Here is a 24,725-nt window from a genome sequence, read left to right as displayed (position 1 = left end):
AAATGCGCCCCCACTTTCAACTATTCAGTTCATGGCATTGGGCTGATGCCGTTTGGCCATGCAGCCCCAGCGATCGGAACAGTTAGCCCACGGCCCCGGCGGTCGCCAGGGTCGATCGCAGGCTCAAGACCTGTTGCAGACGGCGGCTTTCTAGCTCCAGCACCCGGCGAGACAGCTCGCGATCCTGATCCAGCAGGTCATCAAAGCGATCGACCGGCATGGCCAAAATCCGCGTCGGCTCCGACAGGGCCACCACCGTGCCCGTTTGCTCCGAATGGGCCAGCACTTCCAGCTCATCGAGCACTTGCCCCGGATGGAAGGCGGTCGGCTCCGGTTCGCCCGGTCGGGTGATTTGCGCGTCGCCTTCGATCAACACCAGCAGTTCGCGGCAGGTGTCGCCCGCTTCGACGATTTCCGCGCCCGCCCGGTAGCTGCGGACTTCCGATCGCGCCGCCACCTCCAGCAGCAGTTGCCCGTTCAAATCCGCGAAGAAATCGGTATTGGCCAAGGCCGCCAATTTTTCCAGGGTCGGACAATCCACCAACAGCAGGGGCCGATCGGGGTCGGCATCCACCACCCGTTGGGCCGTGTCCGCCACGATCGGGTCGGGAGCCGCCAGCCAATCCCGCGCCAAACTCACGGCCCGGGGGCGATCGACCCGCGCCAAGCCAAACAGGGCCACCGCTTGGGCCGTGGGCGGCATTTCCACCTCACCCAGCAAATGGGCCAGGTCGTCGGCAATGTCCGAGGCGGGCAGGTCGATCGCACAAGCGCCGCCCCCCGGTGCATTGAGCTGCTGCCAAATCTCGGGAGTCAGTCGATCGCTCCAGCGATCGTCCGGATCGGCCAGCACATCCGGTAGGGTCACGGCCGCCAAGGTGCTGAGGGTTTGGGCAAACCGCTCGGCCACCGGGTCGTTGCCCAACCGCTCCAAAATTTCCAACAACCCGCGAATCACCAACTCCTGCTGGTGGCGCACGGTCGATCGCAACACCGTGAGCAACGACGACAGGGCCGGCTGGGCCAGCAGTTGCGGTTGGTGCAAGCGGCGGAACCGATCGACCTCCACGGTCAGCCGCGCGATCAACCGATCGCCTCGCTGTTCCGCCGCCTGGACGCGATCGAGCTGGGCGATCGCCCGTTCTTCATCACTGTCGCTAATCCCATATTCCAACCGCAGGGCCGCCAACTCTTCGGGGTTGACCGCCAAGGATTCCAGGGCGCTTTGGCGCGGGCCGCCCCGATTTTCTTGCAGGGCGATCGTCCGCTCCAGAGCACGCCGATAGCCCGTCAAGCGCACCAGATTTTCCAAGCTGCGTTGGCGGTTCGGATCGAGCAGGGCCGGATCTTCCACGCCCAACTGGGCCAGGATTTCCCGGTGATCATCATCGGAAATATCCAACTCTTGACGCAGTTGCCGCAACACTTCCAAGCTGCTGGCGGTGTCCGTGAAACCTTCTTCCAGGGATTCGCGCAGCACGCCTTTGTAGGCTTCCCGCCGTTGATTTTGGGTGAAGCCGGGCAGCACCTTGGCGAGTACGTACAGCTCGTGGGGGTTCAGATCGTCGATCGACCGGCCCTCAAAATATTGCGCCACATCCAACCGCATTTTCACCAACTGCTTGCGGAAGCGGTTGGCCAAGTTCTCCAAGGAATAGAGCCGGGGACTGCGGGCCCAAGCCCGTTGCAACCAAAAGGCACTGAGCAGAACGAGGGACACATCCCACAACCACTGCACCTTATAGGGCAGTTGGGTGATGATCGGCCGGCCGCCAAAGATAAAGAAGAAGTTGAACACCGCAAAGGTGCAAATCGTGAAAATTCGGTGTTGCAGCACTTCGCGGGGGAGCTTGGCGCTGCCGGCCCACAATTGCCGAATCGCCCGTTCCGCCGCCAGCCCGATCGCCACGCCCAGCACCGTAAACAGCCCCAAGGTCAGGGGCACGGCCAGCAGTTTGGGAATCGCGATCGCCTGGCCCGCCAGATAGAACCCAGGTTTCAGCCATTGGCCGATCGCGTCGGTTTGCCGCGCCCAATAGCCGGACATGTAGTAATTCCAGTTCCCGGCGTAGAGGTAGTAGTAGCCAAAGTAGCCCACCACCAAACCCACGTAGCCGTAGTAGAGCCAGCGAGTGGTGCGATCGGTGATGTCGTCCCAATACGATCGCTCGGAGTCAATATCAATGCAGGGATTTTGGCAGGCCACACAGGCGCTGCGTTCCTTGCCTTCCGGGTCGATCGTCCGGCACATGGACTGGGTGATCGGCGTTTCGCTGGTGTGGGCCTTGCTGGCAAACAGGCCGCCCGGCTCCCCATAGATCCGCTGCACCGGAGCCATCGGGCAGAAATATTGACACCAGGACTTGCCGCCGTAGAAATAGCCCACTGCAATGGCGATCGCGATCGTCCCCAACAGCCACAGACCCAGGGCCAGGCGATCGGAATTGATCACCAAAATCCGCAAGCACAGGCCCACAAACAACCAGCCAAATTGCAGATAGAGATAGTTGCGCCCCAGCCAGGAATCCGGTTTCACCTTGGCCAGTTCCGATCGCACCTTGCCGGTTTTCGGGTCGGTTTTGGTGCGTTGCCGCTGCCAACCCAAGGCCCGGGGAATTTGCGACAAAAACGACAGGGGGCAAATCCGCCGCCACAGTTCATGGCCAAACACCAACAAAATCAAAATCCCCGCCGGAACCACAATCCCCCAAAACAGGGAAGTCCCGATCGGGTAGGGCTGCTCAGGCAAGCAGTTGCCTTGGACGGTGATGCACCGGGTCGGGTCAACCCGAAACGGACTCCAGGTTTGTTCCCAGCGGGTCAAGACGGAGGAAAAGGGGTCGTAAAACAGGGAGGCGATCGCCAGGAGCCACCCGATCGTCAGCACCCAGCGAACCCGATGAAAGGTGCGTTCAGAGAAGCGAGCGAACATGAGTTTTTTGAGCGAAATAGGGGAGCAACAAAAACGAAACCAGGCCAATGAATCCTGCTATCAACGCACAGAACGAGGTGCAGGGCCAGCCCCGCACCTCAATCTTAAAAAATCGCCATTACAAGTTGGGAAGCGACGATTCCTCTGCCGGTCTCCTAACGATTGAGCCGATCGAGGGCGAGATTCAGCTTCAGCACATTCACCCCCGGCTCGCCGAACAGGTTCAGGAACGGGCGATCGGTGGCTTGGTCAATCAGGCTCCGCAGTTGGTCGGGAGTGACTTGCCGGGCGCGGGCCACCCGATCGAGCTGGGCGATCGCGCTGGCGGGGCTGATGTGCGGATCGAGACCCGACCCGGAGCTGTAGAGCAAATCGCCCGTGGGTTCGATGCCGGCCTGTTGGAGGCGCTGTTTTTCGGTGGCGATTCGTTCCGCCAGGGCCGGGTTGGTGGGGGCCAGGTTGCTTGCGCCAGAGATGCCGGTTTTGGCCACCTGGGGATCGGTGCTGTAGGCGATCGCGCTGGGGCGGGGCCAAAAGTAGCGATCGCTCGTGAAGGGTTGACCAATCAGGGCTGACCCAATCACCTGGCCTTGATCATTCGTTAGCAAACTGCCATTGGCCTGGAACGGCAGGGCCGCCCCCGCCACCAACAAAATCACCGGGTAAATCACCGCCGTCAACAACCACAGGGCCGCCGACAGTCGCAGCGATCGCCCCATTTCGCGCAGGAAGTCCATGATCTAAAACCGCTCCGGTTGAAAAATCGCCATGAACAAATAAATCGACAGGGCAATGGTGGCCAGACCCAACAGGGCGATCGCCCCCAGTTGGCCGCTGTTCAGAGGTGCTGGGCTGGTGGCGGCGGTGGCCGGGGCGATCGCGGCGAGGGCGGCGAGCCAAGCCAGGCCCCAGCGCAGGCTCCAGCGCACCCAAGGCGTGAGGCGGCGATCGGGCGATCGATCCGGTGCTGAATGGTGCAAGAGGGTTTTCATGGAAATTAGGCTCCGGCTGGATAAACGCTCAAATGCTTGCTTGACCTACGGGACGGTTCCTTGGATTGCCCTCACCCCAACCCCTCTCCCAGGTCGGGAGAGGGGCAATCTTTTCTCCCCTTCGCCCTCCTTGGGAGAAGGGGCCGGGGGATGAGGGCATTAATAACGAACTCAACCGACCCAGCGGCCGATTGCCACATCGATCGCCTTGATTGCAATGAACGGGGCGATCGTGCCGCCGAGGCCGTAAACCAGAATGTTGCGCTGCAAGAGGCGATCGGCGGACAGGGGCCGGAACGCCACCCCCCGCAGGGCCAAGGGCACTAGCGCCGGGATGATCAGGGCGTTGTAGATCAAGGCGGACAGCACTGCTGAGTTGGGACTCGTCAGACCCATCACGTTCAGGGGCCCCAGCCCGATCGAGGCAAACAGGGCCGGGATAATCGCGAAATACTTGGCCACGTCGTTGGCGATCGAGAAGGTGGTCAAGGCTCCCCGGGTCATCAGCAGTTGCTTCCCGATCGTCACGATGTCGATCAGCTTCGTGGGGTCGGAGTCAAGATCGACCATGTTCGCCGCTTCCTTGGCCGCCTGGGTGCCGGAGTTCATGGCTACCCCCACGTTGGCTTGGGCCAGGGCGGGCGCGTCGTTCGTGCCGTCGCCGGTCATGGCCACCAGCTTGCCTTGGGCTTGTTCCCGTTGGATGGCGGCGATTTTGTCTTCGGGCGTGGCTTCTGCGATGAAGTCATCGACTCCGGCTTCTCGGGCAATCACTTCGGCGGTGATCCGGTTGTCGCCCGTGAGCATGACGGTGCGAATCCCCATCCGTCGGAGCTGGTCAAACCGCTCGCGGATACCGGGTTTGATCATGTCTTTCAGATAGATCACGCCGTAGATTTGGTTGTTTTCGCAAACCGCCAAGGGTGTGCCCCCCAACCGCGACACCTGCTCGAAAGCCGCATCCAAATCGGCGGGAATCGAGCCACCGCGCGATCGGGCGAATCCCTTGATCGCATCCACCGCGCCCTTGCGATATTCCGTGCCATCGGGCAAATCCGTGCCGCTCATCCGGGTGCGAGCGGAAAAGTCCAGGCCCGTGGCGGCTTCCGGGGTGGGATGGGGGCGATCGCTCAGTTTTTCCGCCAGCCGAACGATCGACTTGCCCTCGGGAGTTTGGTCAAACCAACTGGCGGCCCAGGCCACGCGGGCCACGGTGTCGATCGGGTGGCCGCCCACGGGAATGAACTGTTCTGCCAAGCGGTTGCCGAGGGTGATCGTGCCGGTTTTGTCCAGCAGCAGGGTGTTGATGTCGCCGCAAGCTTCCACGGCCCGGCCGGAGGTGGCGATTACGTTGAACTGGGCCACCCGATCCATCCCGGCAATCCCGATCGCGCTCAACAGCCCCCCGATCGTGGTGGGGATCAGCGCCACCAACAGGGCAATCAAAATCGCAATGCTGGCGGGACTTTGCACATAGGCAGCCACGGGCGGCAAGGTGGCGATCGCCAACAAAAACACCTGGGTCAACACCGCCAACAACACCGTGAGGGCAATTTCGTTGGGGGTTTTGCGGCGCTCGGCCCCTTCCACCAGGGCAATCATCCGATCGATAAACCCCTGCCCCGGATCGGCGGTGACGCGAATCGTTAGCTCGTCGGACACAATCCGCGTGCCGCCCGTGACGCTGCTGGCCGTGTCCGATCCCGGTTCCTTCAGCACCGGAGCAGACTCGCCGGTAATCGCCGACTCATCCACCGAAGCCACCCCAGCCAGCACTTCCCCATCGGCGGGGATCACATCGCCCGCGGCCACCCGCACCCGATCGCCCCGTTGCAACCGAGATGCAGATATGGCCTCTTCGCTGCCATCGGGCAACAACCGCCGGGCGATCGTGTCGGCTTTGGTGGCGCGTAGGGCATCGGCCTGGGCCTTACCGCGCCCTTCGGCGATCGCCTCGGCCAAGTTGGCAAACCAAACCGTCGCCAACAAAATCAGGGCGATCGCGCCATTCACGGCCCGGGCATTCGGATCGGCCACGGGGCCAAACAAATCCGGGGCGATCGTCACCAACAGCGTCACCACCGTGCCCAACCACACCACGAACATCACCGGGTTATGCACCGCCTGGCGCGGGTCGAGTTTCCAGAAGGCCTGCTGAATGGCGCGGCCATATAACCCTTGGTGACTGACTTTGGGCATGTGGCGACGTTGCGATCGGGGGCCGCCCGGGGTACGCCGCATCTTATTCGCAAGACTGTTCATAAACAGATGGTTCCTAACAAAAGCGCTGAATGGATTAACGGCTCCACCACCCGGGGCAAGGGGCTTAAGCCCCTTGTCTTCAACGGTTTCGGGATAGTGAAATCAGGGTCTTGGGAAATAGGGAGCGACCTAACGCAGGGCAAATCCTTCGGCAATCAGCCCCAGGGTCAACACCAGAAAAGCGGACTTACCGAGAAAGCAGGCTTACTGAGAGCGCGAACTTAAAGCAAACTTAATTACTAAAACTAAAGTTTTTAGTAGTGCCTTAAGTAATGACAAAGTGGTGAAAATTTTGTGACTTAAGTAATTAACTATTAAAAAAAATTATTATCTCACAAATTTTGTCGAGGTCTTTAATTATGAGATGCAATTAAAGTTGGACCAACCTTAGCCTCAACCTTATACCCTTGACCAACCATGTATCTAAACACTGGATGCTGAAGGGGCTTAGAGAAATCAAATCCATGAGCTTCTACAAGAAGAATTTTCGGGCAAAATCGTTGAATATCAAATGACCACAAAATTTCCTCATCTAGACCCTCACAATCGATATCCAGGATATCTATCGATTGTTTAGGGGGAAGATATTGGTCAAGAATTGAGTTGAGTGTTCGCATTTCAATTAATCTTGATCCCAGGTAGTGAAATCCTGAGTCTTTAAATCCCTGAGCCATAGCATCGGAGAATGTGTTAACTGCACCATCAGAAAACATATGTAATTTTTCAAGGCCACATGTGTTTCCTACGCCAAAATTCAAATTAATATCTCTTGGTCTTGCAGACTCAAATAAAGCAATGGAGTGGGGGTTAGGATCAATGTTAATTCCCTTCCAGCCGACATTGTACAAGAAGTTTGTGTTTGAGTAGAGAGATGGGTGAAACGCTCCAACATCTACATAAAAACCAGGACACCTAATATCAACACTTAATACTGACAGTAAATGCCTTAGAACAGCATCTTCACCACATTGAGAGTAACTGTTATAGTGCTGCATTGATTTTAATATCCAGAAAAAGTTTTTGATTAGTAGCAGTGAGCTACAAAAACACTCAAACACTTCTTTTATTTTAGCACTCATGATGATCAGGAGTCATGAAATTGAATTGAGAGCAAAATAGGCATTCATGAGGCAAAAGCAAAATTATTTATTATCACAAAATATACTTTATTGTGACAAATTAGCTTGTGCAAAAAGTTCTGTTTTAATTGGAGACTTTAAAGCCGTCAGATAAAATTCCTTGTCTTCAACGGTTTCGGGATCGTGGAATCAGGGTCTTGGGAAATTACGAAGCGACCTAATGCAGGGCGAATCCTTCGGCGATCGGCCCCAGGGCCAACACCGGGAAAAAGGTCAACAAGCCCAAAATCAAAATCGTTACGCCCGTCACCGTTGTGAACAAAAACGTGTCCGTGCGGAGCGTGCCCGAGGTGGCCGGAGCCGGTTGCTTCTGGGCCATGCCGTCTGCGAGCAACAGCAACGCCGCGATCGGCAGGTAGCGACCCGCCAAAATGCTGACCGTCGCCGACAGGTTCCACCACAGGGTCCCGTCACCCAAGCCCTCAAAGCCCGAGCCATTGTTGGCGGCCGCCGAGGCGTATTCATAAATCACCTGGGAAACCCCGTGGAAGCCGGGGTTGGAAATGCCCGCCAATTGCTCGGGAAAGGCCAGTGCGATCGCCCCCGAAATCAACACAAACACCGGGTGAACCAGCAGGATCGCACTGGCCAAAATGATTTCTCGTTTCTCGATTTTGCGGCCCAAGAATTCCGGCGTGCGACCCACCATCAACCCGGTTAAAAACACGGTCAAAATCAGGAACACATACAGATAAGCCGTGCCAGTGCCTTGGCCACCCCAAACCATCTGCAAAAACAACCCCAGCAAGGTGGCTAAACCGCTCCCCGGCATCAGGGAATCATGCATGCCATTCACAGCGCCGCACATGGTGGCCGTGGTGGTGACTGCCCACAGGGCCGTTTGAGCCCAACCAAAGCGCTGTTCTTTGCCTTCCAGGTTGGGGCCGGGAGCCAGGGTCGGGTTGCCTTGCCATTCCGCGATCGCACTGAGGGCAATTAAGCCCACAAAAATGCTGCCCACCAAGCCAAATAACCACCAAGCTTGTCGCCGATTCTGGCTGATTTCCCCATAGGTAAAAATCAAACTCGTGGGAATCAGCAACATCGCCACAATTTCTAAACTGTTGGTGAAATTGTTGGGATTTTCAAAGGGGTGAGCGGAGTTAATGGCAAAAAATCCGCCGCCGTTTTCCCCCAGTTGCTTAATCGCTTCAAAGTGGGCCACAGGGCCGCGGGCGATCGCCTGGGTTGTGCCTTCCAATGTGCTGGCCATTGCTGGCCCAGCTAGGGTTTCCGGCACACCATTCAGCAACAGCAACAGGGCGATCGGGATCGACAGGGGCAACAAGACCCGCGTGATCGATCGCGTCAAATCTCGATAGAAATTGCCCAAGGGTTGCCCACTCAGACCACGAATAAACGCGATCCCCACCGCCAGCCCCGTGGCCGCCGAGAAAAACATTAAATAGCCCAAAATTCCCACTTGGGAACCGTAGCTAATCGCCGTTTCGCCCGAGTAATGTTGCTGGTCGGTGTTGGTTAAAAAGGAGACGATCGTATGCACCGCCAAGTCCCAACTGGGCGCACCCAAACCGGTCGGATTCAGGGGCAAGCGGTCTTGTAGCCAAAACCCAGCAAACCCCACCAGAGCGATCGCCAAGTTACTCGCCAACACCGCCCGCAGGTATTGCCCGCCGGTCATCGGCTCATCGGTGCGGTGGCGAATTTGCCGGTACAGCCAGCGTTCGGGCAGCCAGTCCGGCCCTTGGAATGCCCGCGCCATGTAGCGCCCTAAAAACGGGGCGATCGCCCCCACGATCAACAACGTCAGGGCAATTTGCAACCAGCCCGATAGCATAAAGACCCGATCGCTCGATCGGACGAAAGACCAGACCCCCATCCACCCGATCGCGGGCGCTAGGGAATCCTCTTGATCGTCGGGCGATCGCCCCGAATCCGCCATCTATCAATCGGTCTAAACATCCGGCCTAGGCGATCGTCGATCTATATCAACCGTTTAGAACGGTTTAGTCCTGTAGGTTGGGTTTCGCACAGCTCAACCCAACGCGATCAATGCAAGGGTTACAGGCGTTGGGTTTCGTGCCTCAACCCAACCTACGAGATGATCTTTTAAACGCCACCGGATCGCTCCCACTGCCAACCCCAGGACAATGACATGAACCGCCGATCGACCCCATCAGCTCCCTTGGCCCGACAACGGGTTTGGATCGGTAGCGCCACGGTGCTTTGGACGGTGCTGGCGATCGCCGCTGAATTTTTGACCCCCACCGATTACGTGTTGGGGTATCTATATGTGGTTCCGGTCGGGCTGGTGGGGGCCTATGGTCGGCCCAAAACCACGATGGTTGTCACCCTGGGGGCGATCGGGCTGGTGTTGCTCAACCTGTGGGTGCCGGCCGGGGTGATGGGTTCACCGGCCGCCATCACCAATCGGTTGTTGGTTGGGTTGGCCCTGTTGGTCACGGCCCTGTTGAGCGATCGGGCCCGGCGCGATCGCACCCGGCTGGCTCAACAACAGGCCCAACTGGCCGCCCAAAGCCAGCTCGCCCAACTGCGCGAAGACTTTGCCGCCACCTTGACCCACGACCTCAAAACGCCGCTGCTCGGGGCGATCGCCACCCTGGAAGCCTTCCAAGCTCAACAACTGGGCCCCGCCACCGAACAGCAGCAACAGGTGTTGGCGGTGATGTTACGCAGCCATCGCAACAGCTTGCACCTGCTGGAAAGTGTCCTGGAAATTTATCGCAACGATGCGGAGGGGGTTTTGCTCGATCGCCAGCCTTGGGAGTTGGGGGAGCTAGCGGAACGGGCGATCGCACCGTTGCGGGTGTTGGCGGCGGGGCGGCGCGTCACGATTCGGCTGGAGCGCGGCGACTCGGGCTTTTGGGCCAGCTTTTGGGTGGCAGCCGATGCCTTGCAGTTGGAACGGGCGATCGATAATTTGCTGCTGAATGCCCTCAACCACGCGCCGCGCGACTCGCAAATTTTGGTGCAGTTGCGATCGCTCGGGTCTTGCCATCGGCTGGAAGTGTCGGACTCGGGCCCCGGCATTCCCCCGGCGGCGCTGCCCAAGCTGTTCGATCGGTTCTATCAAGCGGGCAGCGATCGCCAGCTCACCGGCTCGGGGTTGGGGCTTTATCTCAGCCGCCAAATCATCGAAGCCCACGGCGGTAGAATCTGGGCAGAGAACCGATCGCCCCAAGGCGCAACCTTCCTGGTGGAGCTGGCCGCTTGTCCTCCGCCAACTACCCCCGCAGTCCATGCAAATTCTGCTGATTGAAGACGACGAGCTATTTCGCCTGGGGCTGACGATCCGGCTCCAGCAGGAAGCCGATTGGCAGGTGGCGGCGGCGGCCGATGGCGAACAGGCGATCGAGCTGGCGCGCCAACAATGCTTTGATGTGGCCCTGCTGGATATTGGGTTACCGAGCCTGGGCGGCGTGGAAACCTGTCGGCAACTGGTGCAAATTCAGCCCGCTTTGCCCGTGTTGGTGCTCACCTCCCGTGCTGAACCCGACGCGATCGCCCGGTTGGTGGCCGCCGGAGCGCGTGGCTATTGTCGCAAGGGGATCAGCGCCGAAACGTTGATTCTGGCGATGCGATCAATCGCCGCCGGGGCCTCCTGGTGGGATGACCTGGCCACCAGCCAAATCCAAGCAGCCATGGCCCAATCGGGCGCATCCAGCCTTCCCAAAACCGTCACGAGTCGGGGCGATCGCCTGGCCACGGGGGCGATCGAGGAACTCACCCAACGGGAACAGGAAATCTTGAACCTGATTGCCCAAGGCCAAAGCAACCAAGACATTGCCCAAACCTTACACATTGCCCCCGGCACGGTGCGGGTGCATGTCCATGCGATCTTGCAAAAACTGGGCGTGCGCGATCGCACCCAAGCCGTAGTTCACCTCTTGCAACACCAAGCGCCGATGGGCGATCGCGCCATCTCCTAGGTGGCCTTGGGGATTTTTCACCTAAGATTCGTGATATTCGTGCAAGAGGTTGATTGCATCATGGCCCATGTGTTGATCATTCATGAAGTGGAAGATTACGCCACTTGGAAAGCGATTTTTGACGGCGCTGCCAATATTCGCCAACAGGCGGGCGAGCGCTCTTATCAGGTATTGCGGGATGAATGCGATCCTAACAAGATTGTTCACTTCTCCCATTGGACTTCAATTCAAGACGCTAGGGCATTCTTTGAGTCACCGAAGTTGGTAGAAATTCGCAAACAAGCCGGTGTGAAAGCACCAGAATTTATCTATCTCGATCAGTTGGAAGCGGGAATTTTGAAGCCTGAAGATTGATTACTCTTCGAAGCTAGAATGTCGTTTCTCCTAGCAATTCATCCATAGGAGCACAAGTCGCCTATCTTGTGCCATTGGCGGCGGCGCAGAAGGCGATTGAGCACACCTGAGCTGAATCGGGCGATCATGACTCAACCGATCGAGTGGAATCTATAGGATTTGGATCGATCGCTTGGCTCAGTTCCACTTCTTCGTAAACCAACGACAGCGGACAAGCAAAATCGAGACTCACCAGCTCAAGAATCGGCTGGTTCGGATCGGCTTCATCGTCAGGATATGCGGTTAATTCCCACTTCCCCGCGCTCGTTTTGCGGTAGCAATCAACTCCCACCTTTTCCGCATCGATTAACACGTATTCTTCCAAGGTTGGAATGCGGCGATAGTAGCGAAATTTGTCACCGCGATCAAACCCAGCGGTACTGGGGGATAGCACTTCAACAATGCATTTGGGATAACTGATGGCCTCGATCGCCCGTTGATCGCGATCGTCACAACTCACAACTAAATCGGGATAAAAGTATGGCCCGGCAGCGCTGACCTGCACCTTGGCATCAGCCATTCGCACTTTGCAGCCTGTTCCCCGCAAAAACAACCGCAGGGCGCTGGTTAAGTTCACCGCAATATCGTTATGGGGCAAGGTTCCGCCAGCCATGGCATACACCTGCCCATGGATATATTCATGCTTAATGGGCTGCTCAGATTCCCAAGCCAAATACTCCGCAGCGGTCATGAACTGAGACGGAAATGGAGGCTGAATTTGAGCAATCACGATGCAGCTCCACCTTGATCATTTCAGCGTTGCTATCTCAGATCCCTGGATCCAATTCCCGTTTTCGCTTGAACAGAAAAATAATTGAAAGTTTAGGTGACGCGGTGGGGTTCGCTTTCGGGGGTGTAGTCGATCGGCATCACGCCCTCCGTGTTTTCGTAGGGGTGGGGAATGATGTAGTGGCTCATTACCTGACCGCCATAAACCGCTTTCGCCGCTTTGATCCCTTCTTCCATGGCCCGCTCCACCTCGGAGACGGGGCCGCGAATGGTGATGAAAAAGTTGCCCTTTTCGGCCTTGTCAAAGAACACCAGGGTGACGCGCCCGCCTTTCACCATGGCATCGGCGGCGGCCAGGATGGAGGGAAAGCCAAGGGTTTCGATCGTTCCAACGGCAATGGGCATGGGACAGCAGGGACGCGAAAATGAAGGGCGCAGGTCGCGGGGCGGCTAAGCCAACCCTGGCAAAAGTGTAGCGCGATCGGGTCGAATCGCCGCCAGGGATCTGCACAACGGCAGGATTGGGACTAGGAAACCCATCCGGGTCTCTTCGCTCGCGGGGAAATGGCAGCAAAGATGAGCAACCCAACGGGCAGTTTAGGCAACTGAGTTAGCAATTCAGATCGAGTCCAATCAACATTCGATCGACAATCGTTGGCTAAGCAGTTGCATAAACGCCAAGGGCCGATCTAGATTAAAGCGCTACAGTTTCTTTAGAATTGGGTTTGCTGACTATCCTGAAAGCTCGAATCATTTTGGTGCACCCCCTCACTCCCCAGTCATCTGTACGACTCGATGAATGACGATTTGTGCTGGCGGATGTGCGCACCAATCTTCCGATCCGACCAACCCAATCGCGGTTAACTGGTTCTGCTTCCAGCGGTTTTGGCCCTGGGTCATGGGATTGAACTGGGTCATGGGATTGAAGTCGATCGCCCGCGTGCTAACCCCGTGCTCCCGATGCCGGTTCCGCCAGCGATTGACACGATCGTTACCGATCAGTGCTAATCAGTAGTTGCCAATACAACCAGTGCAACCGCGTTCACCGGACAATCAGTAAGGCCCTCTGGCTATGTATTCCGGTCGTTTTGCCGGGGACTCAAGACCAAGCTCAACAGACGGTCTTTTAACCCAGTCATAACGCAAACTCTGTAGTTTCGATCGCATCCGATCGACTCTAACTTGATCGATCTCAGCAGCGGCTACCTGATTGCCGCTGTGGCTCGATCGCCCTCGCTGTCTGTTTTTTTATTCACCCCGATCGCCTAGTCCACCCGATCCACTATGAGTGACCGCACCAGCCAAGCCCCTGTGTTTTCCAGCAATCCGTTGCCGGTAATGCCGGAATCCGGGTTGCGCTACCTGACTGAGGAGCGCGATGCCTGTGGCGTAGGCTTCATTGCCCAGCGCCAGGCCCAAGCCAGTCACGACTTGGTGGAGAAAGCTCTGATCGCCCTGGGTTGCATGGAGCACCGGGGCGGTTGCAGTGCCGATCGCGACTCGGGCGACGGCGCAGGGGTGATGACGGCAATTCCCTGGACCCTGATTGAGCAGTGGGCCGCCACCGAAGGCAAGACCATCGATCGCGATCGCACGGCGGTGGGGATGTTGTTCCTGCCGTTGGATGCGGACAAGCTGGCCAAAACCAAGGCCGCCATTGACGCAACGATCACGGAGGTCGGTTTGACCCTGCTGGGTTGGCGTGTTGTGCCCACCCGCCCCGAGGTGCTGGGCATCCAAGCCCGCGAGAACCTGCCAACGATCGAGCAGGTGATTATTGAATCCACCCTAACCGGCGATGCCCTGGAACGGCAACTCTACCAACTGCGCCGTCGGCTCGGAAATGCGGTGGTGAAGGCACTCGGTGAGGATGATACAAAAGTCACATCCCAGTCCGTAGGATTCTACGCTTGCTCCCTCTCGAACCACACGATTATTTACAAGGGGATGGTGCGATCGGAGGTTTTGGGTCGCTTCTACCAAGACTTGACCAACCCGGACTACACCAGCGCTTGGGCGGTCTACCACCGACGCTTCAGCACTAACACGATGCCCCGCTGGCCCCTGGCGCAACCGATGCGGATGCTGGGCCACAACGGCGAAATCAATACCCTGCTGGGCAACCTGAATTGGATGTTGGCCAAGCAGGCGGATTTGGCCCATGAAAATTGGACAACCGAGGAGCTGAACGCCCTCAAGCCGATCGTCAGCTACGAAAACAGCGACTCAGCCAACTTGGATAATTCCTTGGAACTGTTGGTGCGATCGGGCCGCAGCATCCTAGAAGCCGTCACCCTGCTGGTTCCGGAAGCCTACGAAAATCAGCCGGATTTGGCTGACTACCCGGAAATCGTCGATTACTACAACTACTATCGCGGGGTGCAAGAACCCTGGGATGGCCCGGCGCTGCTGGTGTTTGGCGATGGCAAGATCGTCGGCGCAACGCTCGATCGCAACGGTCTGCGCCCCGCCCGCTACTGCATCACCCGCGATGACTACATCATCGTTGGTTCGGAAGCCGGTGTGGTGGACATCCCGATCGAGAACATCCTCGAAAAGGGTCGTCTCGGCCCCGGCCAGGCGATCGCCGTGGATCTGGAAGCCGGTGAAGTCCTGAAAAATTGGGATCTGAAGCTGAAGGTAGCTCGCCAGCATCCCTACGGCGACTGGGTTCGCGACCATCAACAACAGTTGACCGCCCAACCCTTTGCCGCCGAAAAGACCCTGGAAGAGGGCAACCTGCTACAACACCAAACGGCCTTTGGCTACACCGCCGAGGACATTGATTTGGTGATCGTAGATATGGCGGCCAACGGCAAGGAGCCGACCTACTGCATGGGCGATGACATCCCCTTGGCGGTGCTCTCGACTCGCCCCCACCTGCTTTATGACTACTTCAAGCAGCGGTTTGCTCAGGTGACGAACCCACCGATCGACCCCCTGCGCGAAAAGCTGGTGATGTCGCTGGAAATGCACCTGGGACGGCGCGGCAACCTGCTGCAACCCATTCCGGAAGCGGCCCGCCTGCTGAAGATCAGCTCGCCCGTGCTGAATGAAACGGAGCTGGGCAAGCTGTCCGAGTCCGGAATGCAAGTGGTCACCCTTTCAACGCTCTACAGCACGGCCGATGGCCCGGCGGGTCTGCGGGCGGCGATTACGGCCCTGCAAGAGCGGGCCGTGGCGGCGGTGCAAGGCGGGGCAGAAATCCTGATCCTGAGCGATCGCACCGATGGTCTGTCGCCGGAGACCACCTACATTCCGCCGCTGGTGGCGATCGGCTCGGTTCACCACCACTTAATCCGCCAAGGAATGCGGATGCAGGTGTCGATCGTGGCGGACACGGCCCAATGTTGGAGCACACATCACTTTGCCTGTGCGGTGGGCTTCGGGGCCAGCGCCGTTTGCCCCTACCTGGCCCTGGAAAGCATCCGCCATTGGTGGAACAGCGATCGCACTCAAAACCTGATGGGCAGCGGTAAGTTGCCGGCCTGCTCGATCGAGCAGGCCCAGGCCAACTACCGGGCCGCCGTGGAAGCCGGGTTGCTGAAGATCCTCTCGAAGATGGGGATCTCACTGCTGGCTAGCTACCACGGGGCACAAATTTTCGAGGCGATCGGGATTGGCCGCGAGCTGATCGACCTGGCCTTTGTGGGCACGCCGTCTCGCGTTGGTGGCTTGGGCGTGGCGGAACTGGCCCAGGAAGTGATGACCTTCCATGCGACCGCCTTCCCCGAACTGACGGCTAAGAAGCTGGAAAACATGGGCTTCGTCCAGTACCGCAAGGGCGGCGAATACCACATGAACTCGCCGGAAATGGCCAAGGCCCTGCACAAGGCCGTGGATGCCTTCAAGGCCCAAACGCCCGACGGTGAATGGATGCCCGGTGCCCAAGCCCTCAGCACCGAAGCCTACGACCACTACAGCGTCTACAAGCGCTATTTACAGCAGCGCACGCCCACGGCCCTGCGCGACTTGCTGGACTTCGACACCAGCCGCAGCCCGATTTCCGTGGACGAGGTGGAGCCGATCGAATCGATTCTGAAGCGGTTCTGCACGGGTGGCATGTCCCTAGGGGCGTTGTCACCGGAAGCCCACGAGGTGCTGGCGATCGCCATGAACCGGATTGGCGGCAAGTCAAACTCCGGCGAAGGCGGCGAAGATCCGCGCCGCTACACCACCCTGAACGATGTGGACGAAAACGGCCTGTCCGCCACCTTCCCGCACCTGAAGGGCCTGCGGAACGGCGACCGGGCCAGCTCCGCGATCAAACAGGTGGCTTCGGGGCGCTTTGGCGTGACCCCGGAATACCTGATGAGCGCCGAGCAAATCGAAATCAAGGTGGCCCAAGGGGCGAAACCCGGTGAGGGCGGTCAGCTCCCCGGGAAGAAGGTCAGCCCTTACATTGCCATGCTGCGGCGATCGAAGCCCGGCGTAACCCTGATTTCGCCGCCGCCCCACCACGACATCTACTCGATCGAGGATTTGGCCCAACTGATCTTTGATCTGCACCAGATCAACCCGCGCGCCAAGGTGTCCGTGAAGCTGGTGGCCGAAGTGGGCATCGGCACGGTGGCCGCCGGGGTGGCCAAGGCCAACGCCGACGTGATCCAAATTTCCGGCCATGACGGCGGCACGGGAGCCTCGCCCCTCAGCTCAATCAAGCACGCCGGTAGCCCCTGGGAATTGGGCTTGGCGGAAGTGCACAAGTCCCTGATGGAAAACGGCCTGCGCGATCGCGTCGTCCTGCGCGTTGATGGCGGCTTCAAGACCGGCTGGGATGTGTTGATGGCGGCGCTGATGGGTGGCGAAGAATTCGGCTTCGGGACGATCGCCATGATCGCCGAGGGCTGCATCATGGCCCGCGTTTGCCACATGAACACCTGCCCCGTGGGCGTGACCAGCCAACAGGAAAACCTGCGTAAGCGGTTCCCCGGCATTCCGGATCACGTGGTCAACTTCTTCTACTTTGTGGCTCAAGAAGTGCGGTTGTTGCTGGCCCGGTTGGGCTTCCGTCGCCTGGATGAGGTGATTGGCCGCGCTGACCTGCTGAAGCGGCGCGAAGATGCCAGCCTGACCAAGACCCAGGCGATCGACCTGTCGATCTTGACCAATTTGCCCGACACGCGGAGCGATCGCAGTTGGCTGAACCACAGCCCCCGCCCCCACAGCAACGATGTGGTGCTGGACAACGCGATCCTGGGCGATGAGGACATCCAACGGGCAATCCGCCACCAGGGCACGGTGCAAAAGACGATCAAGATCATCAACACCGATCGCTCCGTGGGCACGCGGGTTTCCGGCAACATCGCCAAGCGCTACGGCGACAAGGGCTTTGAAGGGCATCTGCACCTCACCTTCGTGGGCAGCGCCGGCCAAAGCTTCGGAGCCTTCAACATCAACGGCATGACCCTGGAGCTGATTGGTGAGTCTAACGACTACGTGGGCAAGGGCATGAACGGCGGCGAAATCATTGTCCGACCGCCCGCCGAAGCCACCTTCGCCCCGGAACACAACGCGATCGTCGGCAACACCTGCCTCTACGGTTCCACTGGCGGCGTGCTCTACGCCAGCGGTCGGGCCGGTGAGCGGTTCGGCGTGCGCAACTCCAAGGGCCAAGCGGTGATCGAAGGCGCAGGCGACCACTGCTGCGAATACATGACCGGCGGCACGATCGTGGTGCTCGGTTCCACGGGTCGCAACGTGGGCGCGGGTATGACCGGCGGCTTGGCCTACTGCTACGACGAAGATGGCAGCTTCCCCGGCAAGGTGAACGGCGAAATCGTCAAGATCCAGCGCGTTTGCACCCCGGCAGGCGAGGAGCAACTGAAGACGCTGATCGAAGCCCATGCCGAAAAGACCGGTAGTCCGAAGGCGAAGGCGATCCTAGCTGATTGGGCGAACAGCTTGCCCAAGTTCTGGCAAGTGGTGCCGCCGTCGGAAGCGAACACGCCGGAGGCGAATGCCAACCCCGCCGAGGAAAAGGTAGCCGCGACGGTTTAGGTTCAATTTCCTAGGGCGATCGGGTGGTGATGAGCTGCCCGATGCCTTGACCCCAGTTGGTTGCTCATTCAGGGCGATCGACTGGGGTTATTTTTGCGATGAATGTTGGCATTGACTCGACAGTCAAGAAGACTGTGGTGGCAACACAACATTTTGAAGCCTATAGATTTCAAGCACTGCTATTATGTAGAACTCGAAACGTAGGATTGCTGCTTTCCCACAGGCGAATTTTTGTATAAAGCTGTGTCTTGTAGAAAAATACTCCCTCATAAGCAAGTCGTAAGCTTCGTTCTAAATCATCTGGTTTTACTTCAGATTTATTCTTCTTGGAAGCAAGTTGGCGCAGTCCAAGAGATAGAATTTCAACTAAGTCATGTCCACAGCAAACTTGCCAAGGATCATGACTATTATTTCTTTGATTTTCTATTTTCTTTTGCAGATCTTCAGTTTGTAATAAATGAGCTTGCGACTTATTTTTAACCTCCTTTATGAAATTTCTTAGACAAATTTGAATTGTTTTTCCATCAATAAATTTGGCAAATTCAATCCCATCAAAAGTTAAGTCCAGTGACTCCTGCAAAGAAATCCACCTCAAATATCCAATAGGTATTCCACAGTCAAGAAGTTTCGTTCTGACTGTATGACTAAAATCAGTCATTTTCTGTCTAGAGCTTTCATCGTCACTCCGAATTCCAAACTCGCGAATCACCTTTTCAAGAGCAGGTGAAATCAGAAGCATAGTTTCTAAGTCATGCGTGTCTGTCTGAATCAAATTAGGACTTGTAGAGACGAAATTTTCAAGTCGATCAAAATCTGCATCAACAATAGCAATCACACCTTGGAAACTAAAACCTTCCAGACTCTCTAGAATACTGATAGCTCTTGACTTTCCTGAAGTTACTATTATTTGGCATTCTTTGTCATCGATAAAGCGCTCATAGAAGGTTCTATCTGAGTTGCCTTCAATCAATAAAAAAGCACCAGAAAATGTGCTTCTCCTCATGTGAATAGCATTCGCTTCGCGATTAACAGAAATATGATCTCTCATTGCTGCGGTCTTTTTAGCTCCACAGTCAAATCCCAACGGTCTTGAATAATATCAGGAGAGTGGGTGGCAATCAGAATATCAAGATCGGCAAGCTCTGTAATCTCTTGCAAATCTTTTAAGAACTGAGACTGCCAGCCTACGTGAAGCGAAAGTTCAGGTTCATCAATTAAGACTAAGGAATTTGGCTGAACCTTGAACAGTAATTCGTACAGCAGTACTAGTTCATGTTGTTCACCAGATGATAAGTCTGTCGGTGAAACTGTGCCATGATCTGGCGAATTAGGATGATATAGTGTATTAAAAACAAATCCTTTGTCTTTGCTAAAGCTGATCTCTTTATAGGAGTAAGAGAATTTTTTATTAATGATCCTTTTAAGCAAGTCAATTTTGTTTGCGATTTCACGGAAAACGTCAAGTTTTTTCTCGACATCTTCAATGTAGACCGAAAGAACATTTCGAGTACTTTCATCAATTGATTGCAGTTGAGTTAGTAACTCTGTATCCCCATCCTGATCTAATAGACCAATCTCAATCAATCCAGAACGAGTTTCTTCTAGCTCATCTAATTGCTGGCGGAGTTGTTCATCTGTAACTTCAGGAGATAATGGTTGCTTGACCACTCTTGCAGGAAAGGTTCTATCGAGAGACTGAGAAGTTGCACCATATTCTGCAAGTTTCGATTTAATGAGTTGAGCAATCTCTTCTGAATAGGCTAGTACTGTGGGCGACATTGAAGGTGAACCAGAGTAGCTTCTAGAAGAACGACTCGGAAGAAAATTTAATAATCGTTGTGATTCGATTAACCGAATATGAACATCACTTTTTAACTTAATTAACCAGTCATCTTCTGTGTATGGATTTCCTTCATCAGTCAGAAGATGACCGTACTTTTCGAGCACTTCTTGGGCCGTAAGAGGTTCACCTGTGCGCAAATCTCGCCACAGTTTGCTTCCGATTTGGCGAATTTCGGGTATAACTTCCTCCCATACATCAGGATCAAAACGAAAATTTGACATTTTTCGCTTTGTCATTCTTTGGTTGCTTTTTAAACAGAAAACTTTGTCTTCTTGTCCTGGCTCACGATAGACAAATTCGATGTCTTGTAAATGGCTTTGCATCTTGTCTTTTGTATTCCCTTTAATTGCCACACTATCCCCATTAACAAATTCAATCTGGAAGTTCCTGAATGGAATTTTTTTGAAAATAGAATATTGAGCATTAAAAAATCCATTCAACATTCTCAAGATAGCTGTTTTTCCAAACCCATTCGGCCCGTGAATAATTGTAATTTTTTCACTTAAATTCAACGATATTTCATGGTTAAAAACATCAAAAAGTCCATCAACAGAGATTTTTTGAATTTTCATGTTTTTTCTAGATTTACACAATTTGCTATTGGCAGACTTGGCAAAGTGCAGGTCAAAAGTTGCGCTATCCTGCAAATAGTATAATTGACAGATGTGTAATAGAAAGGCGATACCTCTAAGTTAGCATCACTGTTACTTGGTGGGCGATGGGCAACTGGCGATATAGCCTCGTCGTCACTAGCCCGGCTCATCCCTGAAGACTGAGGCAGACCATGGGACGCTACATCATTTTCAAAACGGAAACGGCCGACGCGGAAGGGTGGGACGATCGGCAACTGATGCCCAGCGGTAGCCTGACGGATATTTTGGCTGAGTATTACGATGCGTCTCAGCGCCCCTTACCTCAACCGGGCTATCGATTGCGCGATTATGTGCGGGTTGAGTCGGCGATCGATCCGCAATTTCCCGCCGCCAGCACCCACAGCCGCCTCAGCAATTGGCAAGTCACACGGGTTGAGCTTTATAAACCCCGGGAGATGGGCAGCGCGTTTGAGGCGATCGCAGTTTGCTTCTGTCAGTGGGTTCCGACCGCCGCCCCGATCGAACCCTTACCCGCGATCGAATTCCCAGCCATTAACCCAGCTTGAGCGTATCAATTTTCCCAACACCGCGAGACTCTTGGTTGATCGTTTTCAGGTCAGGAATGGGCGCAGTCACGACCGGCGCTGCTAGTGAGCCATTTAGGTTAACGATTAGTAGGTGGTACAAGGGAATATATGCTAAATAATTTCTAGTACTTCAAACTCCCTGTGAAGTGGAGGCCCTATGTCTCGTCAAGAATTGCTGATCGAAGCGAAACGAGGTAACGCAAGGGCAATTGCCAGTCTAATGAATGAGAGGCTCAATCCTAAAAGGGTTAGAGCCTCAGCCATTTTAAAAGAAAACTGTCTAACTATTCTGATTGAGGCTCCCACTTCACCGCCTCAGTCCACATTCGTGCCTCTCATGAAACAGTGGCTAACCAGCCTTGCGTCACCAGTTATTTCCTCGGTGCGAGTTTTGGGCCGTAAACAAGGCGAGCCATTTGATGACTGGACATCAACTTTCATCCTTCACTGTGAGTCACCAGCTCCAGAAGAGCAGCCAGTCAACAGCTCAACTGATGCAGAAGCCACTACCATACCTCTTCCAGAATTACCTGACGCTTCAAGTTCGACCTTAGCAGGCGCTCTAGAAGGAGCCATTGAACTGGCAGAAACATCCCAAACCCTGGCAACAGAAACTCAAGCCCAAAGCAATTCCTTTTGGGGAGGATTAATGGGCCACCTGGGTTATGCAACTGGGGCCGTTGGCAACGCTGCAACGGGGGCCGCTGGTTTGGTTGCTGGAGCAGCTGGGGCTGTTGGTGGCGCAGCTGTGGGCGCAGGTGGAGCAATTGTTAATGCAGGTGGAGCAATTGCTAATGCAGCTGTCAGTGCGGGCGGTGCACTTGGTAGTGCTGCTTTGAATTTGACCGACCAAGCAGGCTACGTCATTGATTTATTCAATAACAGTCCAGAGCTACAACAATTTTTTGGGCCTATCGCAACCAAGATTCCCAGCATTGGAAAATTTCTTGAGCCAATTTTCAATGTTGATATTGTGAAAGCGGAGACTCATGTACAGCGATTGAAGTCGAAATATCCTAATGATCAGATGGGAAATTTGGCTCATCGCTTGATGGTAGAGAAGTCAATTATTGCTGGTGGCAGCGGTCTAGCTACTAGCTTGCCAGGTCTTGCAGCGGCTCTATTTGCCGTAGATATAGCTGCCAATGCACTGCTACAGGCAGAATTGGTCTATCAGATTGCTTGTTTATATGGGTTTGATCTCAAAGACCCAGCTCGCAAAGCAGAAGTAGCTGCAATTTTAGGTCTTTCAGTTGGTGGTAGCCAAGCAGCTGGTAAGCTTACGGCGCGGCTGGGACTTACAGCAGTTGGTAAAAATATCCCCATTGCCGGTAGCGTTATTGGTGCAAGTACGAATGCAGCTGCAATCTATGCCATGGGTTACGCAGCTTGCCGTTTCTATGAAGCGAAATTAGTCAATAAGAGCTTGACTTTGGAAGCAGCGCTTTCAGAAACTGAGAATGCCAATATTAGCTACTTAGCTTCAATTGCCGATGATCAGGTGGCTATGGATTGGATTTTAGTTTGGATGTTTTTAGCAGGTCATCCTGATAAGACTCTAGCAGGCCTTATCCCACAACTAGACACTTTAAATTTAAGCCCTGCTTCTATGGAAGCCTTAAATTCAGGACTTCAAGCCTTACCTAGTCTGGATGACTTGCTGCCAATTGTAAATGATGATTTTGGGGTTGCCTTATTAGCCAAATGTCAGACTATTGCTGCGGCTGACGGAACAGTTTCGCCTGAAGAACAGGTAATTTTGAATCGCTTAAAAGCACGTTTTCAAGTACAACTTCAGGCAGCCAATCTTGATTTAGATTAATATTTTGCAACACTGAATAAACTGGTAGAGGCTCAACTGGCATCTATAACGAACTGAGTTGATCAAGCCAAGCTTGGCTATTACCAAGAATTGTTTTGATTGCCCTTGTGAATCATCTCCTGCGACGATGATTCGCCTTACCCGGCGATCGATCCGCAATTTCCCACCACCAGCAATCGCTGCCACCTGAGCCATTTAAGCTGATCGCCCGTTGCAGAAGCGCTTGTGCCAAGATCACAGCAGACGATCGAGTGGAGGATCAAGCGATGAACCCAGGGGACTTGCGATCGGCAGCGCTGCGATTATCAGTGGGCGATCGGTTGCGGCTGATTTGGGATTTAGTGCGATCGCTCCTGGGCTGGGATGGGGCGATCGAGCCGGCCGCGCCCGCAGAACCTAACCTAGAACAGGCGATCGCCCGAATTGAGCCACTGATTGACCAGGCGGCAAGTCACCAGCCGCACTATCAAGCACAACTCAAGACCCGTTTGCTGGATAACTTGCGCCACACGTTTGCCCAATCCCCTAGCCATTGGCAAACCCTATTAACCATGTCAGAGACGGCGTTATCAGAAAAAGTAGCATTGCTGTTAGCTACTGAAGCCTTACTCGCAGCCAGTGAGGATGAATCTGAAGCGGATCAGGCAGAATTACAGCAACTGATTGAAGGGCGATAAACCGAATGGTTTATTTACTAGATACCAATATTGTCAGTGAGTTTTTAAAACGGGATTCTCAACTGCTGTCTCAGCTTCGGTTGTTATTGGCAACTGAGTCCGTAGCCATTAGCGCCATAACTTACTATGAAATTCGGCGGGGTCTATTAGCGAAGGCCGCACCCAAACAATTAGAACTATTTGATCGATTCTGCCAGTTTGTTAATATTGTGCCAGTGACGCATCCCGAAATTGTCAATATTGCCAGCGAGATTTATGCAGATCTGCGATCGCGCGGTTGCCTAATTCAAGATGCAGATATTTTGATTGCGGCAACGGCGATCGCCCAAAATTGGATTTTGATTTCCAATGATTCTGATCTCTCTCGCGTGCAAGGATTACGATTAGAAAATTGGCTGATTCGTTGAATCTAAAAATAGTGGAGGATCAAGCGATGAATCCAGGAGACTTGCGATCGGCAGCGCTGCGATTATCAGTGGGCGATCGATTGCGGCTGATTTGGGACTTGGTACGATCGCTCCTGGGCTGGCATGGGGCGATTGAGCCGGCCGCGCCCGCAGAACCTAGCCTAGAACGGGCGATCGCCCGCATAGAACGCCTACTCGACCCAATTTTGTTGACATCAGACTTAGCCCAATCGGTGGATCGATCGGCATTGTTAGAACACTTGAAGGAGTTACTGATAGCTGATCCTGATCTTTGCCAAGCTGTCTTACAACAATCAACAGAGTCTTTGCAAAAGGCAATTACGGACATTGCTACTGCCAGTGCTGCAACAGCGGAATTAACCCAAACTTGCACTGCGGAAGAGTTGGCGGAGTTAGCTGCGATCGGAACTCATTAAC

General features: G+C 55.1%; 19 protein-coding genes. 9 read left to right on the top strand and 10 right to left on the bottom strand.

What is annotated here, in order from left to right:
* Window positions 1-82 precede the first annotated feature (82 nt).
* The 6 genes from H6F46_RS06560 to kdpA form a co-directional block, all read right to left on the bottom strand.
* Window positions 83-2,932 (bottom strand): cyclic nucleotide-binding domain-containing protein, encoded by a 2,850-nt coding sequence (locus tag H6F46_RS06560; RefSeq protein ID WP_190354026.1) that lies wholly within the window; start codon window positions 2,930-2,932, stop codon window positions 83-85.
* Window positions 2,933-3,087: 155 nt separating this feature from the next.
* Window positions 3,088-3,669: a K(+)-transporting ATPase subunit C gene (kdpC, locus tag H6F46_RS06555; protein WP_190354025.1), complete on the bottom strand. Its 582-nt coding sequence runs from the start codon at window positions 3,667-3,669 to the stop codon at window positions 3,088-3,090.
* Between the two features lie 3 nt (window positions 3,670-3,672).
* Complete coding sequence (locus H6F46_RS06550) at window positions 3,673-3,924, bottom strand: potassium-transporting ATPase subunit F (protein ID WP_190354024.1); 252 nt, start codon at window positions 3,922-3,924, stop codon at window positions 3,673-3,675.
* 171 nt (window positions 3,925-4,095) lie between these two features.
* Window positions 4,096-6,186: a potassium-transporting ATPase subunit KdpB gene (gene kdpB / locus H6F46_RS06545; protein ID WP_199291431.1), complete on the bottom strand. Its 2,091-nt coding sequence runs from the start codon at window positions 6,184-6,186 to the stop codon at window positions 4,096-4,098.
* Window positions 6,187-6,539: 353 nt separating this feature from the next.
* A complete protein-coding gene (locus tag H6F46_RS06540; RefSeq protein ID WP_190354023.1) occupies window positions 6,540-7,265 on the bottom strand; it encodes an FkbM family methyltransferase in 726 nt (241 codons plus the stop codon).
* Between the two features lie 217 nt (window positions 7,266-7,482).
* A complete protein-coding gene (gene kdpA / locus H6F46_RS06535; RefSeq protein ID WP_190354210.1) occupies window positions 7,483-9,123 on the bottom strand; it encodes a potassium-transporting ATPase subunit KdpA in 1,641 nt (546 codons plus the stop codon).
* Window positions 9,124-9,441: 318 nt separating this feature from the next.
* Between kdpA and H6F46_RS06530 the strand changes: the two genes are divergently transcribed.
* Genes H6F46_RS06530 through H6F46_RS06520 form a run of 3 tightly spaced genes read left to right on the top strand, consistent with a single transcriptional unit; the run spans window position 9,442 to window position 11,590 of the window.
* Window positions 9,442-10,566 carry a sensor histidine kinase KdpD gene (locus tag H6F46_RS06530; protein ID WP_190354022.1) on the top strand — a complete coding sequence of 375 codons (1,125 nt, stop codon included), beginning with the start codon at window positions 9,442-9,444 and terminating at the stop codon, window positions 10,564-10,566.
* Entirely contained in the window at window positions 10,547-11,236 is a 690-nt protein-coding gene (locus tag H6F46_RS06525) for a response regulator transcription factor (protein ID WP_190354021.1), read from the top strand. Before H6F46_RS06530 ends, H6F46_RS06525 begins: the two co-directional genes overlap by 20 nt.
* 60 nt (window positions 11,237-11,296) lie before the next feature.
* The gene (locus H6F46_RS06520; protein WP_190354020.1) at window positions 11,297-11,590 is read left to right on the top strand and encodes a putative quinol monooxygenase; all 294 of its coding nucleotides are present in this window, start codon (window positions 11,297-11,299) and stop codon (window positions 11,588-11,590) included.
* A gap of 124 nt (window positions 11,591-11,714) precedes the next feature.
* Here H6F46_RS06520 and H6F46_RS06515 read toward each other — a convergent pair whose 3' ends face one another.
* Window positions 11,715-12,359: a Uma2 family endonuclease gene (locus H6F46_RS06515; protein ID WP_234406471.1), complete on the bottom strand. Its 645-nt coding sequence runs from the start codon at window positions 12,357-12,359 to the stop codon at window positions 11,715-11,717.
* A 92-nt stretch (window positions 12,360-12,451) separates the two neighbouring features.
* Window positions 12,452-12,763, bottom strand: a complete 312-nt coding sequence (locus H6F46_RS06510; protein ID WP_099531705.1) for a carbon dioxide-concentrating mechanism protein CcmK — start codon at window positions 12,761-12,763, stop codon at window positions 12,452-12,454.
* A gap of 879 nt (window positions 12,764-13,642) precedes the next feature.
* Here H6F46_RS06510 and H6F46_RS06505 point away from each other — a divergent pair.
* Window positions 13,643-18,358 carry a glutamate synthase-related protein gene (locus H6F46_RS06505; RefSeq protein ID WP_190354019.1) on the top strand — a complete coding sequence of 1,572 codons (4,716 nt, stop codon included), beginning with the start codon at window positions 13,643-13,645 and terminating at the stop codon, window positions 18,356-18,358.
* Window positions 18,359-18,527: 169 nt separating this feature from the next.
* Here the strand turns inward: H6F46_RS06505 and H6F46_RS06500 are convergent, their stop codons facing one another.
* Together H6F46_RS06500 and H6F46_RS06495 are read right to left on the bottom strand one after the other, a co-directional pair.
* On the bottom strand, window positions 18,528-19,442 hold the full coding sequence (locus tag H6F46_RS06500; RefSeq protein WP_242027818.1) for a DUF4435 domain-containing protein: 915 nt from the start codon (window positions 19,440-19,442) through the stop codon (window positions 18,528-18,530).
* A complete protein-coding gene (locus H6F46_RS06495) occupies window positions 19,403-20,773 on the bottom strand; it encodes an AAA family ATPase (RefSeq protein ID WP_190354018.1) in 1,371 nt (456 codons plus the stop codon). Before H6F46_RS06495 ends, H6F46_RS06500 begins: the two co-directional genes overlap by 40 nt.
* A 212-nt stretch (window positions 20,774-20,985) precedes the next feature.
* On the opposite strand from H6F46_RS06495, the gene H6F46_RS06490 reads away from it, so the two are divergent.
* The 5 genes from H6F46_RS06490 (at window position 20,986) to H6F46_RS06470 (ending at window position 24,724) form a co-directional block, all read left to right on the top strand.
* Window positions 20,986-21,360, top strand: a complete 375-nt coding sequence (locus H6F46_RS06490) for a hypothetical protein (RefSeq protein ID WP_190354017.1) — start codon at window positions 20,986-20,988, stop codon at window positions 21,358-21,360.
* A gap of 178 nt (window positions 21,361-21,538) precedes the next feature.
* The gene (locus H6F46_RS06485; protein WP_190354016.1) at window positions 21,539-23,203 is read left to right on the top strand and encodes an EcsC family protein; all 1,665 of its coding nucleotides are present in this window, start codon (window positions 21,539-21,541) and stop codon (window positions 23,201-23,203) included.
* A 266-nt stretch (window positions 23,204-23,469) separates the two neighbouring features.
* A complete protein-coding gene (locus H6F46_RS06480; RefSeq protein ID WP_190354015.1) occupies window positions 23,470-23,880 on the top strand; it encodes a hypothetical protein in 411 nt (136 codons plus the stop codon).
* A gap of 5 nt (window positions 23,881-23,885) precedes the next feature.
* On the top strand, window positions 23,886-24,287 hold the full coding sequence (locus H6F46_RS06475) for a type II toxin-antitoxin system VapC family toxin (RefSeq protein WP_190354014.1): 402 nt from the start codon (window positions 23,886-23,888) through the stop codon (window positions 24,285-24,287).
* A gap of 26 nt (window positions 24,288-24,313) precedes the next feature.
* Window positions 24,314-24,724: a hypothetical protein gene (locus tag H6F46_RS06470; RefSeq protein ID WP_190354013.1), complete on the top strand. Its 411-nt coding sequence runs from the start codon at window positions 24,314-24,316 to the stop codon at window positions 24,722-24,724.
* Window position 24,725 lies beyond the last annotated feature (1 nt).

It is taken from the genome of Limnothrix sp. FACHB-1083 (assembly GCF_014696485.1).
GTDB lineage: Bacteria > Cyanobacteriota > Cyanobacteriia > CACIAM-69d > CACIAM-69d > CACIAM-69d.
The sequence above is the reverse complement of the archived record's forward strand: the minus strand, read 5'-3'. Positions and strand labels throughout refer to the sequence as shown.

What these genes read in the sequence shown, in the direction of transcription:
- H6F46_RS06560 (WP_190354026.1), bottom strand. Translation starts at nt 2,932, where the DNA reads ATGTTCGCTCGCTTCTCTGAACGCACCTTTCATCGGGTTCGCTGGGTG.
- kdpC (WP_190354025.1), bottom strand. Translation starts at nt 3,669, where the DNA reads ATGGACTTCCTGCGCGAAATGGGGCGATCGCTGCGACTGTCGGCGGCC.
- H6F46_RS06550 (WP_190354024.1), bottom strand. Translation starts at nt 3,924, where the DNA reads ATGAAAACCCTCTTGCACCATTCAGCACCGGATCGATCGCCCGATCGC.
- kdpB (WP_199291431.1), bottom strand. Translation starts at nt 6,186, where the DNA reads ATGAACAGTCTTGCGAATAAGATGCGGCGTACCCCGGGCGGCCCCCGA.
- H6F46_RS06540 (WP_190354023.1), bottom strand. Translation starts at nt 7,265, where the DNA reads ATGAGTGCTAAAATAAAAGAAGTGTTTGAGTGTTTTTGTAGCTCACTG.
- kdpA (WP_190354210.1), bottom strand. Translation starts at nt 9,123, where the DNA reads ATGCTATCGGGCTGGTTGCAAATTGCCCTGACGTTGTTGATCGTGGGG.
- H6F46_RS06530 (WP_190354022.1), top strand. Translation starts at nt 9,442, where the DNA reads ATGAACCGCCGATCGACCCCATCAGCTCCCTTGGCCCGACAACGGGTT.
- H6F46_RS06525 (WP_190354021.1), top strand. Translation starts at nt 10,547, where the DNA reads ATGCAAATTCTGCTGATTGAAGACGACGAGCTATTTCGCCTGGGGCTG.
- H6F46_RS06520 (WP_190354020.1), top strand. Translation starts at nt 11,297, where the DNA reads ATGGCCCATGTGTTGATCATTCATGAAGTGGAAGATTACGCCACTTGG.
- H6F46_RS06510 (WP_099531705.1), bottom strand. Translation starts at nt 12,763, where the DNA reads ATGCCCATTGCCGTTGGAACGATCGAAACCCTTGGCTTTCCCTCCATC.
- H6F46_RS06505 (WP_190354019.1), top strand. Translation starts at nt 13,643, where the DNA reads ATGAGTGACCGCACCAGCCAAGCCCCTGTGTTTTCCAGCAATCCGTTG.
- H6F46_RS06495 (WP_190354018.1), bottom strand. Translation starts at nt 20,773, where the DNA reads ATGAAAATTCAAAAAATCTCTGTTGATGGACTTTTTGATGTTTTTAAC.
- H6F46_RS06490 (WP_190354017.1), top strand. Translation starts at nt 20,986, where the DNA reads ATGGGACGCTACATCATTTTCAAAACGGAAACGGCCGACGCGGAAGGG.
- H6F46_RS06485 (WP_190354016.1), top strand. Translation starts at nt 21,539, where the DNA reads ATGTCTCGTCAAGAATTGCTGATCGAAGCGAAACGAGGTAACGCAAGG.
- H6F46_RS06480 (WP_190354015.1), top strand. Translation starts at nt 23,470, where the DNA reads ATGAACCCAGGGGACTTGCGATCGGCAGCGCTGCGATTATCAGTGGGC.
- H6F46_RS06475 (WP_190354014.1), top strand. Translation starts at nt 23,886, where the DNA reads ATGGTTTATTTACTAGATACCAATATTGTCAGTGAGTTTTTAAAACGG.
- H6F46_RS06470 (WP_190354013.1), top strand. Translation starts at nt 24,314, where the DNA reads ATGAATCCAGGAGACTTGCGATCGGCAGCGCTGCGATTATCAGTGGGC.